This is a genomic window from Bradyrhizobium sp. 6(2017) (assembly GCF_011058295.2).
Lineage (GTDB): Bacteria > Pseudomonadota > Alphaproteobacteria > Rhizobiales > Xanthobacteraceae > Bradyrhizobium > Bradyrhizobium septentrionale.
Map to the genome: position 1 here is coordinate 713586 of NZ_CP049289.2, position 14971 is coordinate 728556.

13 protein-coding genes are annotated in these 14971 nt (G+C 62.3%); 8 read left to right on the top strand and 5 right to left on the bottom strand.

What is annotated here, in order from left to right; translation table 11 throughout:
* Window positions 1-4 precede the first annotated feature (4 nt).
* From G6P99_RS03380 to G6P99_RS03400, 5 genes are read left to right on the top strand one after another with little or no spacing between them, the layout of a single operon-like run.
* Window positions 5-487, top strand: coding sequence for a (2Fe-2S)-binding protein (locus G6P99_RS03380; RefSeq protein WP_029080518.1), 483 nt, complete (start codon window positions 5-7; stop codon window positions 485-487).
* The gene (locus G6P99_RS03385) at window positions 484-1245 is read left to right on the top strand and encodes an N-acyl homoserine lactonase family protein (RefSeq protein WP_029080517.1); all 762 of its coding nucleotides are present in this window, start codon (window positions 484-486) and stop codon (window positions 1243-1245) included. Before G6P99_RS03380 ends, G6P99_RS03385 begins: the two co-directional genes overlap by 4 nt.
* Window positions 1238-3640: a xanthine dehydrogenase family protein molybdopterin-binding subunit gene (locus G6P99_RS03390; RefSeq protein WP_051346174.1), complete on the top strand. Its 2403-nt coding sequence runs from the start codon at window positions 1238-1240 to the stop codon at window positions 3638-3640. Before G6P99_RS03385 ends, G6P99_RS03390 begins: the two co-directional genes overlap by 8 nt.
* Window positions 3633-4382, top strand: a complete 750-nt coding sequence (locus tag G6P99_RS03395; protein ID WP_165127260.1) for an SDR family NAD(P)-dependent oxidoreductase — start codon at window positions 3633-3635, stop codon at window positions 4380-4382. Before G6P99_RS03390 ends, G6P99_RS03395 begins: the two co-directional genes overlap by 8 nt.
* A 10-nt stretch (window positions 4383-4392) precedes the next feature.
* Window positions 4393-5934, top strand: a complete 1542-nt coding sequence (locus tag G6P99_RS03400) for a class I adenylate-forming enzyme family protein (RefSeq protein WP_029080514.1) — start codon at window positions 4393-4395, stop codon at window positions 5932-5934.
* Between the two features lie 15 nt (window positions 5935-5949).
* On the opposite strand, the gene G6P99_RS03405 is transcribed toward G6P99_RS03400, so the two are convergent.
* Window positions 5950-7008: a winged helix-turn-helix transcriptional regulator gene (locus G6P99_RS03405; protein ID WP_245284641.1), complete on the bottom strand. Its 1059-nt coding sequence runs from the start codon at window positions 7006-7008 to the stop codon at window positions 5950-5952.
* Window positions 7009-7172: 164 nt separating this feature from the next.
* Between G6P99_RS03405 and G6P99_RS03410 the strand changes: the two genes are divergently transcribed.
* From G6P99_RS03410 to G6P99_RS03420, 3 genes are all read left to right on the top strand, one after another.
* A complete protein-coding gene (locus G6P99_RS03410; protein ID WP_029080512.1) occupies window positions 7173-8402 on the top strand; it encodes an ABC transporter substrate-binding protein in 1230 nt (409 codons plus the stop codon).
* 162 nt (window positions 8403-8564) lie between these two features.
* Complete coding sequence (locus G6P99_RS03415) at window positions 8565-10010, top strand: 4-hydroxyphenylacetate 3-hydroxylase family protein (RefSeq protein ID WP_334261916.1); 1446 nt, start codon at window positions 8565-8567, stop codon at window positions 10008-10010.
* 37 nt (window positions 10011-10047) lie between these two features.
* Window positions 10048-10488 carry an SRPBCC family protein gene (locus G6P99_RS03420; RefSeq protein ID WP_029080510.1) on the top strand — a complete coding sequence of 147 codons (441 nt, stop codon included), beginning with the start codon at window positions 10048-10050 and terminating at the stop codon, window positions 10486-10488.
* 237 nt (window positions 10489-10725) lie between these two features.
* On the opposite strand, the gene G6P99_RS03425 is transcribed toward G6P99_RS03420, so the two are convergent.
* The 4 genes from G6P99_RS03425 to G6P99_RS03440 are packed head-to-tail and all read right to left on the bottom strand — an operon-like array spanning window position 10726 to window position 14750.
* A complete protein-coding gene (locus G6P99_RS03425; protein WP_156928541.1) occupies window positions 10726-11388 on the bottom strand; it encodes a hypothetical protein in 663 nt (220 codons plus the stop codon).
* On the bottom strand, window positions 11369-11983 hold the full coding sequence (locus G6P99_RS03430; protein WP_165127262.1) for a papain-like cysteine protease family protein: 615 nt from the start codon (window positions 11981-11983) through the stop codon (window positions 11369-11371). The genes G6P99_RS03425 and G6P99_RS03430 overlap by 20 nt, the downstream gene beginning before the upstream one ends.
* Window positions 11980-12891, bottom strand: coding sequence for a phosphatase PAP2 family protein (locus G6P99_RS03435; protein ID WP_029080508.1), 912 nt, complete (start codon window positions 12889-12891; stop codon window positions 11980-11982). The genes G6P99_RS03430 and G6P99_RS03435 overlap by 4 nt, the downstream gene beginning before the upstream one ends.
* Window positions 12892-12941: 50 nt before the next feature.
* Window positions 12942-14750: an adenylate/guanylate cyclase domain-containing protein gene (locus G6P99_RS03440; RefSeq protein ID WP_063618934.1), complete on the bottom strand. Its 1809-nt coding sequence runs from the start codon at window positions 14748-14750 to the stop codon at window positions 12942-12944.
* Window positions 14751-14971: the final 221 nt, after the last annotated feature.

Here is a 14971-nt window from a genome sequence, read left to right on the forward strand (position 1 = left end):
TCGGATGACAAGCAGCGTATCGGTGACCGTGAACGGCGAGAGCTACGACGTATCGGATGTCGAGCCGCGCTTGCTGCTTTCCGATTTCTTGCGTGACCGGCTTGGCCTGACCGGGACGCATGTCGGATGCGAGCACGGCGTGTGCGGTGCCTGCACGGTTCTGGTGAACGGCGACAGCGCGCGATCCTGCCTCATGTTGGCCGTCCAGGCCAACGGCGCGGAGATCGTTACGGTCGAAGGGCTCGGATCGCCGGAAGAGCTCAATGAGCTGCAGGCTCAGTTCCGCGAGCACCACGGGCTGCAGTGCGGCTTCTGTACGCCGGGCATGCTGATGACCGGCGAAGATCTGCTCCGGAAATATCCGCTCGTAACCGACGAGGACATCCGCGAGGGGCTCTCGGGCAATCTCTGCCGTTGCACCGGATATCAGAACATCATCGCGGCGATCCGAAGCGCCGCCGCCAAGCGCACGGAGAAGGCGTCATGAAGCTTAACTTCCTCGCCGCGGGGCGCCTCCGTATGAAGAAGAGCATCTACGTGCCGGACGCCGACCGCAGCGAAACCATCGATCTTCCCGTCAGCAGCGCGTTGATCCGGCACAAGCAGGGCAACGTGCTGTTCGATACCGGCTGTCATCCGTCTGTGGTCGACGATGCCGAGGGGCGGTGGGGACCGCTTGCCAAAGTCATGAAGCCAATGATGTACGCAAGCGAGACCTTGCTGCCGAGTCTCGCGTGCAGCGGCCTTGAACCCGGCGACATCGATATCGTCGTGAATTCGCACTTTCACCCCGACCATTGCGGCTGCAACCAGTTCTTCAAGAAGGCGACGATCCTGGCCCACGCGAAAGAGATCGAAGCCGCTAACGCGCCGCATGCCGACGCGTCCGGCTATCTCAGGGACGACTGGGACTACGGACAGCCGATCGAGCCCGTGAGCGGGGAAAAGGATTTGTTCGGCGATTCCAGCGTCGTTTTGGTGCCGCTGCCGGGCCACACGCCGGGGATGCTCGGGGCGCTCGTCAGCCTCGACCGCGACGGCCGGTTTCTGCTGGCCTCCGACGCGGTCAGTCTGCGGCAGAATCTCGATGCAGACGAGGCTCCGCGAAATACCTGGAACGTCGAGCAGCAGTTGAAGACCTTCCAGGAGATACGGCGAATCGAGCGGAACGGAGCCACCATCATCTGTGGCCATGACGACGCGCAGTGGCGGACCTTGCGCAAGGGATCCGAAGGCTATGAATAGCGATCGGCGCGCAGGTCCCTCCGACGTCCTGAGGCCGCGGAACGTCGGTGCGCCGATCAAGCGCACCGAAGACCCGCGTCTTCTGACCGGGAACGGCGAATACACGGCCGACCGGAAACCGGACCGGCCGCTTCATCTGGCGTTCCTTCGCAGCGGTCAGCCGCACGCGCTTATCGTCCGCATCGATAGCGCGGCGGCGCGGGCTGCGCCCGGCGTGGTCGCTGTGCTCACAGCGGAGGACATTGCCGGCGATTTCAAGCCGGTGATCCCGTTCTCGCGGATGCCGAACTACTACGCGACGCCGATCGTGCCACTTGCTTCCGGAAAGGTCCGCTACGTCGGGGAGGCTGTCGTCGCGGTCGTTGCGACATCGCGGTACCTGGCCGAGGACGCGCTCGAATTGATCGACGTCGAGTACGAACCGCTCGATGCAATCTCGCGCGCGGAATCCGCCATCGCAGATGGTGCGCCGCTGCTGCACGAAGCCGCCGGCACCAATGTGCTGATCGCCCGCGAATTCAAGAAGGGCGATGTTGCAGCCGATCTGAAGGCTGCCGCGGTCAAGGTCGGCGGCCGTTTCGAGATGACGCGCAAGGCGCCGCTCGCGATGGAGCCGCGAAGCTATACCGCGGAGTACGACAAGCGTCGTGATGCCATCACGCTCTACACGTCGTCGAACATTCCCGGCATCGTTCGCGACGCGGTCTCGGAATCGCTGGACCTGCCGGGGCATCGCCTGCGGGTGGTCGCACCGGACGTTGGCGGGAGCTTCGGGTCGAAGGGATCGCTCTATCCGGAGGAACTCCTGATCTGCATTGCGGCGCGCAGGCTTCGTCGGTCGGTCAAGTGGACGGCGGACAGGCTCGAAGACGTCAGCAGCAGCAGCCAGGCGTTCGCCGAAATCGTCGATGCGCAGATGGGGTTCGACGCGGATGGCATCGCGACCTCGCTGCAGGCGGACGTGATCGGGGACGTCGGCGCGTTCTCGATCTATCCATGGACCTGTGGCCTGGAACCCGTTCAGGTCGTGAGTTTCCTGCCGGGGCCCTACAGGATCGGATCCTACAGGGGCACTGTGCGCGGCGTTGCGACCTGCAAACCGCCGACCGGCCCTTACCGCGGCGTCGGCCGTCCGATCTCGACCTTCGTGGCGGAGCGGCTGATGGACCTCGGAGCGGCCGCGCTTGGCATCGATCCGCTCGAAATCAGGCGCCGGAATCTGGTCCGGGCGGAGGAGTTTCCGTACCGGATCGCGTCCGGAATTATCTGGGACAAGACCGGTTTCATCGAATGTCTCGAAGCCGCTGCAGAGGCGGCCGGCTATGACCAACTCCGCAAAGAACAGGCTGATGCGCGCAAGCAAGGGCGCCTGTTCGGCATCGGTATCGCTTCCTACGCCGAGTTGACGGGCATCGGCTCGAGGATCGCGGTGGCGCCGGGCATGCCGATCAATACCGGCTCCGAAACGGCAAGGATCACCATCGACTCGACTGGAGCCATTACCGCGGCATTCGGCGTCGCCTCGCATGGCCAGGGCCTCGAGACCACGTTGGCCCAGATCGTCGCCGACGATCTCGGAGCCCGGTTTGAGGACGTCCGCGTCATCCAGGGCGACAGCGACGAGGTGCCGATGTCGACCGGGACTTACGCAAGCCGCAGCGCTGTGCTCGGGGGCGGCGCTGCGAAGCACGCCTCCAGGATACTTCAGGAGAAGATCAAGCGGGTGGCCTCGCATCTCCTCGAAGCCAACGCTGATGACATCGAGGTGAGCGAAGGTAAGGCCGTTGTGCTTGGCACCGACCGCACCGTGACGTTCAAGCAGATCGCCAAGGCGGTCTATTCCGACATGAAGACGCTGCCGGTCGATGCACGTGAGGAATTGAGCGCCACCTACACCTACGATCCGATCAACGGGACGACCGCGGCCGCCACGCACATCGCCGTGGTCGAGGTCGATCCGGTGACATGCTTCGTGCGAATCCTCAAATTCGTCGTCGCCGAAGACTGCGGTCGTCTCATCAACCCGATGATCGTCGATGGTCAGGTGCATGGTGGCGTCGCGCAGGGCATCGGCGCCGCGTTGTTCGAGGAGCTGATCTATGACGAAGACGGCCAGCTCCTGACTGCGAGCCTCGTCGACTACATGATCCCTTCCGCGCCGGACATACCGTTCATGGACGTCGTTCATGTCGAGAGCGAATCCGCCGCGGCGGGCGGTTTCCGGGGCATGGGCGAGGGCGGCACGATCGGCGCGCCGGCGGCGATCGCCAACGCGATCGCCGATGCGCTGTCGCCGCTCGGTGTCGGTGTCTCGATCCTTCCGATGACGCCGGAGCGCATTTTCAAACTGATGGAACAAGCCAAGCTCAAATCGAGAGGAAAAGCAGATGAGTGACTTGAAAGGACGCGTTGCCCTGGTGACTGGAGGCGGACGGGATGTCGGCGCAGCCATCTCCCTGATGCTGGCAGAACGCGGCGCGAGCGTCGCCGTCAACTATCACAGTTCGAAGGCGGATGCCGAAGCGGTGGTCGCCGAGATCGGGAAGGCCGGCGGCAAGGCGAAGGCCTACCAGGCCGACATCGCGGACGCGGACATCGTCAAGAAGATGACCGCGGACATCAAGAGCGATTTCGGCGGGTTGGACATCCTGGTCAACAACGCCGGCCTGGTGTTCCGCAAGCGGTTCAGCGAGAGCACGCCGGAGGATTGGAAGAAGCAGATCGACACCTGCCTCTATGGCGCGCTGAATTGCTCCCACAGCGCAGGCCCCCTGCTCGAGGCGTCGGGCCGCGGACGGATCATCTCGATCATGGGCGACTCCTCCAGGGTCGGCGAATCCGGTTTGGCGCTTGGTGCCGCGGCGCGCGCCGGCACGATCGCACTGATGAAGTCGCTGGCGCGCGAATGGGGCCGTTCGGGCGTGACCGCCAATTCGATCTCACTCGGGCTGATTGAAACCGCGCACGACAAGACGTGGGTCGATGCGAACCGCGAGAAGCTGGTCAAGGCTTACGCGATCCGCCGTCTGGGACTGCCCTCCGACGTCGCGCCGCTGGTCACCCTGCTCGCCTCCGATGCCGGAAGCTGGATCACCGGGCAGGTGATCAGCGTCAACGGCGGATACAGTATGGTCTAGGGAGGGAGGCATGCTTCACGTCGATCTGATCGCGCCGATTGCGACGCTTCTTGAGCGTCACGCGCAGCAACGCCCGGGCCAAATAGCGTATTGGGATTCATCGCGATCCGTCACCTACGCGGCTCTCACCAGGCGGACAGCGTCGATCGCGGCCAACCTGACGAAGGCCGGTCTGCGCGACGGCGACAGGATCGCGATCTACCTGCCGAACGGCGTCGATTGGATCGAAGCATGCTTCGCCGCCTTGCGCGCCGGCGCGGTCGTTGTCCCCATCAGCTACGATGCGGCGGAGGGGGAGATCAGCTATCGGCTGATCGACGCCGGATGCGGCTTCGTCGTCACGACGCCTGCCAGAAAGGATACGATTCACAAGGTCTGCCGTGACTCCTCCATCGCGCCGGATGTGATCTTTGCGGGGGCGGATGCCGAAACGGAGAGCGTCTCGTTGGGCCGTCTCGCGGTCGACGATGCCGCAGCGCCCTCCGATCCCAATGATATCGATCGTTCGTCGTTCATCATCTACACGTCGGGGACGACCGGGCGGGCAAAGGGCGTGCTGCTGTCGCTACGCAGCATGCTTTGGATCACTGCGTCCTGCTGGGCGCCGATCGCGGAGTTGAACGAGAAGGACGTCGTGCTGTCGCCGTTGCCGCTGTTCCACTCCTACGGCCTCAATCTGTCCGTGCTCGGCGTGCTCGCCGTGGGCGCCAGCGAACACATCATGGAGAAGTTTTCGCCTCAGCAGGCGCTCGACCTGCTGCAGACCGGAAAGTATTCGGTGCTGCCGGGCGTGCCGACCATGTTCCACTATCTCATGTTGCGTGCCCAGGAGAGCGGTGTCGAGCGCCTCGGCGCGGTCCGGCTCTGCATCTCGGCCGGCGCCATCATGCCGGCGACCCTCAACCGCGGATTCGAGGATCGCTTCAGGACGCGGCTGCTCGACGGATACGGCATCACCGAGACCGCCACCATGGTGACGATGAACTGGCTGCGCGGCGCGCGACCGATGGGATCGTGCGGGCTGCCGGTGCCCGGGCTTGCCGTACGGATCGTCGATCCGTCGTCCGCCGAGGACGTCCCGTTCGGCGAGGAGGGCGAGTTGATCGTCCGCGGACCGAACCTGATGCAGGGCTATCACAACAAGCCGGCGGAGACTGCGTCGGCGCTGCGCAAGGGCTGGTATCACACCGGTGATCTCGCGAGGTCGGACCCGGCGGGCTATCTGACGATCACAGGCCGGATCAAGGAGCTCATCATCCGTGGCGGTCAGAACATCGCGCCCGCCGAGATCGAGGAGGTCGTCGTCCGGCATCCCCAGGTCAAGGACTGCGCCGTGGTCGGCGTGAAGCATGCGACGCTCGGAGAGGTGCCCTGCCTCTTCGTCGTTGCGAAGGACAACGAACTCGATGTGGCTGCGCTGCTCGATCATTGCAGGGCGCATCTGTCGGCCTACAAGATTCCCGAGGCGACCCATCTCGTCGGCGAAATTCCAAGGACCGGCTCCGGGAAGATCATGCGTTTCAAGCTGGTCGAAGCGTTGAGCCAGGCGTGAACGGAAGGACGCCGTTCAGTCCACCGATCGCGGCCCCAGGGCGCCGAACGATTTGGGATCGTAGGTCAGCCGGTAGCGCATATCCGCGGCGACGATCGGCTGTTTGCAGCGGTCGCAATCCACCGAAGCGTTGAAGTCGTGTCCGCATTTGAGATGGGTGAGCAGCAGTGGGGGCTTGCCTTTGGAGAGCCAGCGATCGCCCCATCGCAGCATCGCGATGAAGGGGCCATAGAGATCCAGTCCCATCTCGGTCAGAAGATATTCGTAGCGGTCGGGGGAGCTCTGGTATTGCCGGCGGTGGAAGACGCCGTTGGCAACCAGGCGGTTGAGCCGATCGGTCAGGATGTTCGGCGCGATCGCGAGCTCGGTCAGGATCTTGTCGTAGCGGCGGTTGCCGAAGAATCCCTCGCGAACGACCATGAAGCTCCACTTGTCGCCGATGATCTCCAGGGCGCGCGAAACCGAACTCGGGCGCCCGAGCATGAACCGGCTCCCGTCGGAAGCCCGCCTGGTGTTGCGGCCCGGCTTGGCAGGGCGTCGTCCGGCGCCGGGGCCGTCCCGGTACGTCGCACCGCGCGCGCCGACGCTTTCGCCGCAATGGGAGCACGTGACGATGGGGTGGCTGTCGCAACCGCAATTGGTGTGGATCAGCGTCAGCGGAGGAGGCTTGCCCTTGGATAGCCAACGATCGCCGAACTGCATGAGCGCGATGAAGCTCGGATAGAGATCGAACCCCATCTTGGTCAGCCGGTACTCCTTGCGTTGCGAGGAGCCGGGCGCGACCTGGCGGAAGATGGCGAGCTGGGTGAGCTTCCTCAGCCGGTCGGTGAGTGTGGCCCGCGGGATGCCGAGCGCCGAACGGAACGCTTCAAACGTCTGCGTTCCGAAGAACGCTTCGCGGATGATCAGGAATGCCCAGGCATCGGACACGATGTCCAGCGTGCGCGCGACCGAACAATTGCGTTCGGTTCGACCGGCGGCCGTCCGGTCCGCAGCCGCCGGTGACCTCGGTTTGGCCGAGGCTTTGGTGCTCTGAATCTTGGCGGCGGCGGGCATTCCGGAAAGTCCATCCATGCAGCCACCGCGAGTGCGGCGGCCCCGAAAGTAGCGCACCTCTAGCACATCGGCGCGATTGACTCGCTCGAAAAATCAGTCTAGTTATGCATGTAATATAAGTCTAGTTATGCTAGTTAAAGAAATATAGAAATCGGCGGCATGAGACCCCGGGGAGGAACGTCATGAACCTGAAAATAGCGAGCGTCCTGGTCGCATCCGTTGCGACGCTGGTGGTCATCAATGGCGGCGCCGCCGCCCAGACCGCGGCGATTTCGGACGGCGTCGTGAAAATCGGCGTGCTGACGGATATGTCCGGACAGTTCTCGCACGAATCCGGCGAAGGAGCCGTTACGGCGATCAAGATGGCCGTCGAGGATTTCGGCGGCAAGGTTCTCGGCAAGCCGATCGAGGTCGTCGTCGCCGACCACCAGAACAAACCCGACACCGCATCAGCGCTGGCGCGCAAATGGTTCGACGTCGATCACGTCGACATGATCGGCAACCTTATCAATTCCTCGATCGCGCTCACGGTCTCCGGACTGGCGAAGGAGAAGAACCGAATCGCCATCATCAACGGCTCCGGATCATCCCGGCTGACCGGGGATGCGTGCACGCCGAATAGCGTCCACTATGCCTACGATACCTACGCCCTCGCGCGCGGCACGGGCACAGCGCTCGCCAAAGAGGGCAAGAAGTCGTGGTATTTCCTGACCGCCGACTACGCATTCGGGCATGCGCTCGAAGCCGATACCTCGGCAGTCGTGAAGGCGATGGGCGGCGAAGTCGTCGGGGCGACCCGCTATCCGCCCGAGACGTTCGACCAGTCCTCTTTCCTGCTCCAGGCGCAGTCGTCGAAAGCGCAGGTCGTTGCGCTGGCCGGCTCCGGCAACGTGCTGGTGAACTCGATCAAGTCGGCCCAGGAGTTCGGGATCCAGCACGGCGGACAGACGCTCGCGGGGCTGCTCGTCTGGATCACCGACGTCAAGAGTCTGGGCCTCAGCGCGGCGCAGGGGCTGGTGCTGACAAACGCCTTCTACTGGGACCGCGACGACGAGACGCGGGCGTGGTCGAAGCGGTTCTTCGAGCGCATGAAGCGGCCGCCGCATATGGGCGACGCCGGCGACTATTCGTCCACCATGCACTATCTGCGGGCCGTCCAGGCCGCGGGCACCGACGATGCGCAGGCCGTCATGAGCAAGATGCGCGAGCTGCGGATCAACGATTTCTTCGCCAGGAACGGCAGGATCCGGGAGGACGGCCGCATGGTCCACGACATGTACGTCTACGAGGTCAAGAAGCCGTCGGAGTCGAAGGGCGATTGGGATTTCTACAAGCTTCGCGAAGTTATTCCCGGCGATCAGGCGTTTCGTCCGCTCAAGGACAGCGCGTGCCCGCTGGTGAAGAAAGGTTGACACAGATCGATAACAGGGGCCGCGATGCCGTTGCGTTGCGGCCCCGCACCGATGGAGGCATCGTGATGGATCAGGACGTCGTCGGCTCAGTTCTGCAATCCGATCCGGTCCGGCTCCGAATATATCGAGAGCCTGAGAGGGCGGAAGCTGAAGGTCTATCTGATGGGTGAGGCGGTCGAGGAGCCGGTCGACCATCCGATCATCAAGCCGTCGATCAACGCGGTCGCGAGGACCTACGACCTCGCCAACGAGGATCCCGAACTGGCGTCCGCTATCTCGCCTCTGACCGGGGACCGCGTGAACCGCTTCCTCCACATCTCTGCGAGCCCCGGCGATCTCGTCATGCAGAACAAGATGCAGCGTCGTCTCGGGCAACTGACGGGTACGTGCTTCCAGCGCTGCGTCGGCATGGATGCGCTCAATTCGCTGCATTCGGTGACATACGATCTGGATGGGAAGCACAGCACCGGCTATCACGCGCGGTTCAAGCAGTTCCTCGCGCGCGTGCAGCGCGCGAACCTGGTCATCGGCGGCGCGATGACGGATGTGAAGGGCGATCGCGGGCGATCGCCGTCGCAGCAGGCTGATCCGGATCTCTTCCTTCACGTCGTGCGCCGCACGTCGGAAGGCGTCTATGTTAGCGGCGCGAAGGCGCATCAGACGGGCTGCCTGAATTCGCATTGGCTGATCGTGATGCCGACGATGCGGCTGGAGGCTGCCGACAAAGACTACGCGATCGCCGGCGCCATCCCGGTGGACGCCGACGGCATCACCTACATCTATGGCCGGCAATCCTGTGATACGCGCAGCGCCGAGGAGGGCGACATCGACGCCGGCAACGCGCGGTTCTCCGGCCAGGAAGCGATGATCGTCTTCGAGGAGGTGTTCATTCCGAATGAACTCGTCTTCCTCGACGGGGAGTTCGAGTTTGCCTCCACGCTGGTCGAACGCTTCACCTGCTACCATCGCCGCAGCTACGTGTGCAAAACGGGCGTGGGCGACGTGCTGATCGGCGCGGCCGCCGCGGTCGCGGATTACAACGGTGTCGAGCACGTCTCGCATGTACGCGACAAGCTCGTCGAGATGACCCATCTCAACGAGACGATCTATGGCACCGGTGTCGCCGCGAGCCATCAGGGGATCGCGATGAAGTCCGGGGCGTATCTTCCGGACGAGATGCTGGCGAATGTGTGCAAACACCACGTCACGCGTTTTCCCTACGAGATCGGCCGCCTGGCGCAGGATCTTGCCGGCGGATTGATGGTCACCCTTCCTTCTGAGCGCGAGCTAAGGCACGAAACGGTCGGCCCCCTGATCGAAAAATATCTCAAGGGACGTCCGGAGGTCTCAACCGAGGACAGGATCCGGGTCCTGCGCCTGGTGGAAAATATGACGCTCGGCAGGAACGCCGTGGGATATCTCACCGAGTCCATGCACGGCGCGGGATCACCTCAGGCGCAGCGGATCCAGATCGCCCGTTCGATGCAGATCGAGTTCAGGAAGACGTTGGCGAAGACTTTGGCCGGCGTCGCCGACGCCTCGCGCGCGCAGATATCGAACGACCTGTCCACCTACATGGCGCGGGTGTTCGCGCCGGTTCGCAATTGATGCTCGCTATGCATTCCCGAAAGCCCGGAGACGTTCCATGGCGATGACGATGACTGGAGAGATTCAACTTTCGGCGCCTCGGGAGGCGGTTTGGGAAAAGCTGAATGACCCCGACATCCTGAAGGCCTGCATCCCGGGGTGCGAGGAATTGGAGAAAACCGACGAGGGGGGCTTTCGCGCCGTCGCCCGGATGAAGGTTGGTCCCGTGTCGGCTCGATTTCGCGGGAAAGTCACCTTGAGCGATCTCGATCCTCCCAACGGCTACAAGATTTCAGGGGAAGGCGAGGGCGGTGTGGCGGGCTTCGCGAAGGGCGGCGCCAAGGTCGATCTCGTCGAACGCGAGGGAGGCACGCTTTTGAGCTATCACGTCGATGCCCAGATCGGCGGCAAGCTCGCGCAGCTGGGGCAGCGGCTCATCAACGGCACGGCCAAGAAGATGGCGGACGAATTCTTCGCCAATTTCGCGCGGGCTCTCTAGAGTACTTTCGGTTCTGATTGAATCAGAACCGAAGCCCTAGCTTCTTGTTTTGACGCGTTTTCTTTGCGCGAACCGGCGTCCACTTCGCTCGAAAACACTCTGGTGCTAGAATCCATCGTGCGGCTTGGCGCCCTCGATGCCACCAACGAAGCAATTCGCGGGAGCTAGCAGGATCGGCCTGAGGGCTCCCGCTGTTTCTTTGAAGGGTACCCCGGCAGTTTGGGGCACCGATTTGTGTCACCCTGCCGAAGCGCTGTCGGTTGGAACCGCAAGCGATGCTTGAAACAGGACAGCAAGCAGCTGTGCGGGCTTCACGTCACGGAAGGCGGGCAGAAGGTTCGAATCCATCGGCAGGATGAAGTCTTTTTGGCTGTCCTGATATCGGATCCACAATCCGGCAAAGTAAATTGCCGGCGCAAGCAGCAGCATTGGCTCGCAAGAGTTGCCATCGTCGATGCTGGACGAGATCGCTTCGCGGACCGAGGGTGTCTGAAGCGCTTTGAGAGAGCTGGTGACGTATGGCCCCTCGTTCAATTCGGCCAGGCGGTAACCTCCGTGATCTGTCAACACAGCATGAGCCGCAGCAATCGGCTCGAGAGCGTCGTTCCTGTCATAGATGAGAAACCGCCAACCGAGGATGGTCACTACGGAATCGAGCGCGGGCAACTCAATTGACGCGGGAGCCTTGGCGCCGTTGTTGGGCCGGATCAGACGACGCAACGTGTTCAATCGCAGCAGTGCAATGCGATGCGGTGCGCAAAGCTGGAGGCCTTCGGGATGGTCGCTGTGCGCGAAGCTTAACTTGGGCGTCGCAAAGCCCCGCGTGGATGCTCGCTTGATCATGCCGGCAAGGACGGCGTTGCGGGCACCATCTGAAAGATCAACTGCTGAGATCGGCATGCGCTGCCCCCTTGGTGTAGTATGTGTCCGTCCAGGTACCGCAGTTGATGTAACCGCGGGGGAATTCCTCGGCGTCGATGTCCGAGAGGCCCCACCAAGGGTCCGCGATCGCCAGGCCGCGGTCATCTTGCTGCTGCGCACCGGGCGCCGATTCACCGGCGTAACCTTTGATCGTGACAAGGTGGGCCCCGCCGCCATTCCACACGATGCGCATGCATAGCGGGCGGGTGCCGCCGATCTCTTCCTGGGTCTCCTGAAAGGACGCGGGTCGGCGCGCCGTCCATTTGCTGAAATGCCCAACGCGGAACAGCGACGACATCAGGTAGCCGTAGACATTACATGTCTCGTTGCCGCCCACGCAGCAATCATCCTGGCCCAGTTGTCCGTTCGCGATGTCGCATTGGGTCACTGTGCTGGAGGGCCGATAAAAATGGGCGACGCTGGCCGCGACCGCGGCCCAGCACCAGTTTGACTTCTCCTGGTGCAGGTTCTTGAAGTCGAGCAGCCGCCATCTCGATTGCGTGAGCGGAGGCAATTCAATCGGGACGCAGGTTGCGTTCACGAGAGAAACGGTTTCGTCTGCTGTTGACGTCACGATCGATCCTCCGGTTTCGCAGTGGAGGTCGAATATCCGGATGGCAGGGCCAGTGTCCCGGCCCCGCCAGGCTCCCGCTTGGCCTCAATCAATGTCGCCTTGAATGTCGGACAATTTTTGAGGATCTCGAACGCCTGGCCTGCAATGTCCTTCCCCGCAAGCGTATCACTCGGGTAGTGGACACCGGCCACCTCTCGATTGCGACCAATGCGATCCGCCAATGCGACCAGCAGCCGTTTTGTGCGTTGAGGATCGATCTCCGCAAGCGACAGAGCGATCAGGTGGCTTTCGAGCGAATGCGCGCTTGGAAACGAGGCGTGCCCCGGCGGATTGATCAACGGAACGAGAGCAGGACAGACCTGTTGCGGTCGAGCCCGATTGAATTTGAGCTTGAAGTGGATCGCGACCATTTGAGCGACCCGGATCGCCATCTCAATGATCTTGAGCGTGTTGGGATGTGACCACGCCGACATCATCAAGACCTCGGCAAAGTAACCCCGGAGTCTGGCATTTTGATCGAGAATTTCACCCATCAGGCGCGGGCGCTCGTCGCGCGCCATTGCAGCCAGTTGATCAATTTCGACGCAAATGTCCGCAGGATCCGTTGGCGGACCGCGGTGCTGAATGGAGCGGCGCCAATTGGTCTCGCCGAACTCCGCCAGCGCGATCACACCAAAAAGATCGGGTTGCCACCCCGACCAAGGGAAAACCGCCGTGAAGTTGAGTTCCTCCGCGCGGATTTCACCGCCCAGCGGATCGAAGATCAGGAAAGGTGCGCCCTGCGGCGGTGGCGAACCAACATAGGCTCCCCCTGCGCCATAGCTCTGACCGCCACCACCACCGCCACCGCCATCTCCGCCGCCGTCGCCGCCACCGTCCCCGCCGCCATCAAGCAAATGAAATTGCATCGCAACCTCCCAGCTCCAATGATCATCTTGTCAAATCGGGTCACTCCAATTCACACAGGAAGTCCTGCGGCTTCCAGTCTTTGCACGTAAAGTGAAGCCTGCTCCGCCTTGAAAGGGCAACGCGGCGCATAGTGAGACACAGTGAACTGCGGCAATACCAACCGATGGTGCTTCGCCATCAGCGAGGCGTCCTCGTGCCGGCCGACGGCCTCGAGGCTTGCCGCCGCGATCCGGATCGCGTTTCCATACCGTGGATTGAGGCTGAGCGCCTTTCGCGACCAGCGAATGGCTTCCTCATAGGTGCCGTTCAAATAATGATTTTGGCAGAGCCGTGTATAATTGACGAAGGCTTGGTGATCCAGCGGGGACAGCCGAATGGCCCGTTCGGCCCGTTCAATTCCCGACGCTGCCTGGCCGATGAAGCCGTATGTTGCGCTGCTGAACATCCATGCCCAGGGATTGTTTGGCGACGCCGCAAGCGCACGATCAAAGCAGTCCAAAGCCGTGTCATAATCAAAATGGAATGCACTCCGCGCGTGCCCTTGCAGTGAAAGAGCAAGTGCGTCGGATGGATCGCGTTCGATGGCGCAATTCGAGAGCCGAATGATCTCGGCGACTTCGGCGTCGGGATCGGTCGATCGGCCCTCGGCAATGTTCAGCATGTGCCAACGCGCAGAAAATGCATATGGTGCCGCATACCCGTCGTCCTCCTCGCGCGCCCGCTCCAGCAGGGTCCGAGCCCGCGAAAAGCTGGCAAAGTCCAGCTTGTAGAGGAGGTCAAGCGCGCGCAGAAAATAATCGTACGAGTTCAAATTGTGGGGACGCTTCCGCATCGCGCGTTTGACCTCGGCCTGTTGTACGTGCGCCGAGATGCGACCCACGATCATGAGGGCGATTTCGTCCTGCACGCCGAAGATCTGCTCGATGTCCGTCTCGTATTTTTCTGCCCATATGACCGATGCCGTCGACAAGTCCCCGAGCTCAACAGAGAGCCGAATTCGACCGCCGGCGCGCCGGATCTTGCCACTGAGAAAATATCGCACGCCAAGCCGTTCGCCGGCCACCGTTCCGTGATCGACGGCGCGGCGATCGATCATCATGGTCGATCCGCGAGCAACAACCAGAAGATGACGAATATTGCTAAGCGTTGCGATGATATCGTCGACGAATCCCTCAGCGAAATAATTGTCGTCGGCGTCGTCTGAAAGACTGACGAATGGCAGGACCGCGATCGAGGGCAGTCTTGCGCGTTTCGAAGGCGAGCCCGCGAACCCGACTGCCGCACCGCGATCCACCCCCGGCAGTCGTAACGAGAACGCGGTGACGGCCCGCGTCAAATTCTTCAGCCGAAGGTCACCAAGGCTGTCGAATTTCAGTTCTCCGACGCCATCAAGATTATCGAGCATGGCCGACGACACCACGATCCCGCCCGCCGGCGCAGCCGTCTGAAGGCGCGCGGCGATATTGACGGCGCTTCCGTAGACGTCATCGAGATCGAAGATGACGGGCTCCCAATGAAGACCAATTCGAAATGCGATGCGACGCTCGGGAGAATGCTGGCTTTCCCGAACCGGGATTTCCTGTTGCAACTCGGTCGCGCACTCCAGCGCATCCAACGGGCTCTCGAATACCGCGAGAAACCCGTCACCGGTATTCTTTACGATTTCACCGCGATGGGAGACGATGGTCGGATCGGTGATTTCGACACGTAGAGTCCGAAGATGTTGATGGGTTTCGAACTCGGCCGCTTCCATCAGCCGGGTATAACCAACCACATCAGCCGCAAGGACAGCCCGATAAGCCCGCTCAAAGGGAGGCGTCACTTGAGGGGACAAGACAGGGTCAGTCTGCACTGCCATGCTCAATACACCGGCGCGTTGTGACCTTCTCTGTACTCTAGCATGAGGAAACGACCCTGTCGCCACCGGGTTGGGAGTCATCGGTGGGCGAGAACCGCCACAAAGGGGCTGGCAGAGGCCTGCTATGCGGGAATCAGGTGCAGATGACGGCCAGCAGTCGGTGCGGACATATCTCCTCCACGGATGGGAAGGACCAAGCGATAGCCCGACAGAGTGGCGGC

Bases quoted from the DNA above. Each gene is read 5' to 3' on its own strand.
- G6P99_RS03380 (WP_029080518.1), top strand. From the start codon at position 5: ATGACAAGCAGCGTATCGGTGACCGTGAACGGCGAGAGCTACGACGTA.
- G6P99_RS03385 (WP_029080517.1), top strand. From the start codon at position 484: ATGAAGCTTAACTTCCTCGCCGCGGGGCGCCTCCGTATGAAGAAGAGC.
- G6P99_RS03390 (WP_051346174.1), top strand. From the start codon at position 1,238: ATGAATAGCGATCGGCGCGCAGGTCCCTCCGACGTCCTGAGGCCGCGG.
- G6P99_RS03395 (WP_165127260.1), top strand. From the start codon at position 3,633: ATGAGTGACTTGAAAGGACGCGTTGCCCTGGTGACTGGAGGCGGACGG.
- G6P99_RS03400 (WP_029080514.1), top strand. From the start codon at position 4,393: ATGCTTCACGTCGATCTGATCGCGCCGATTGCGACGCTTCTTGAGCGT.
- G6P99_RS03405 (WP_245284641.1), bottom strand. From the start codon at position 7,008: ATGGATGGACTTTCCGGAATGCCCGCCGCCGCCAAGATTCAGAGCACC.
- G6P99_RS03410 (WP_029080512.1), top strand. From the start codon at position 7,173: ATGAACCTGAAAATAGCGAGCGTCCTGGTCGCATCCGTTGCGACGCTG.
- G6P99_RS03415 (WP_334261916.1), top strand. From the start codon at position 8,565: ATGGGTGAGGCGGTCGAGGAGCCGGTCGACCATCCGATCATCAAGCCG.
- G6P99_RS03420 (WP_029080510.1), top strand. From the start codon at position 10,048: ATGGCGATGACGATGACTGGAGAGATTCAACTTTCGGCGCCTCGGGAG.
- G6P99_RS03425 (WP_156928541.1), bottom strand. From the start codon at position 11,388: ATGCCGATCTCAGCAGTTGATCTTTCAGATGGTGCCCGCAACGCCGTC.
- G6P99_RS03435 (WP_029080508.1), bottom strand. From the start codon at position 12,891: ATGCAATTTCATTTGCTTGATGGCGGCGGGGACGGTGGCGGCGACGGC.
- G6P99_RS03440 (WP_063618934.1), bottom strand. From the start codon at position 14,750: ATGGCAGTGCAGACTGACCCTGTCTTGTCCCCTCAAGTGACGCCTCCC.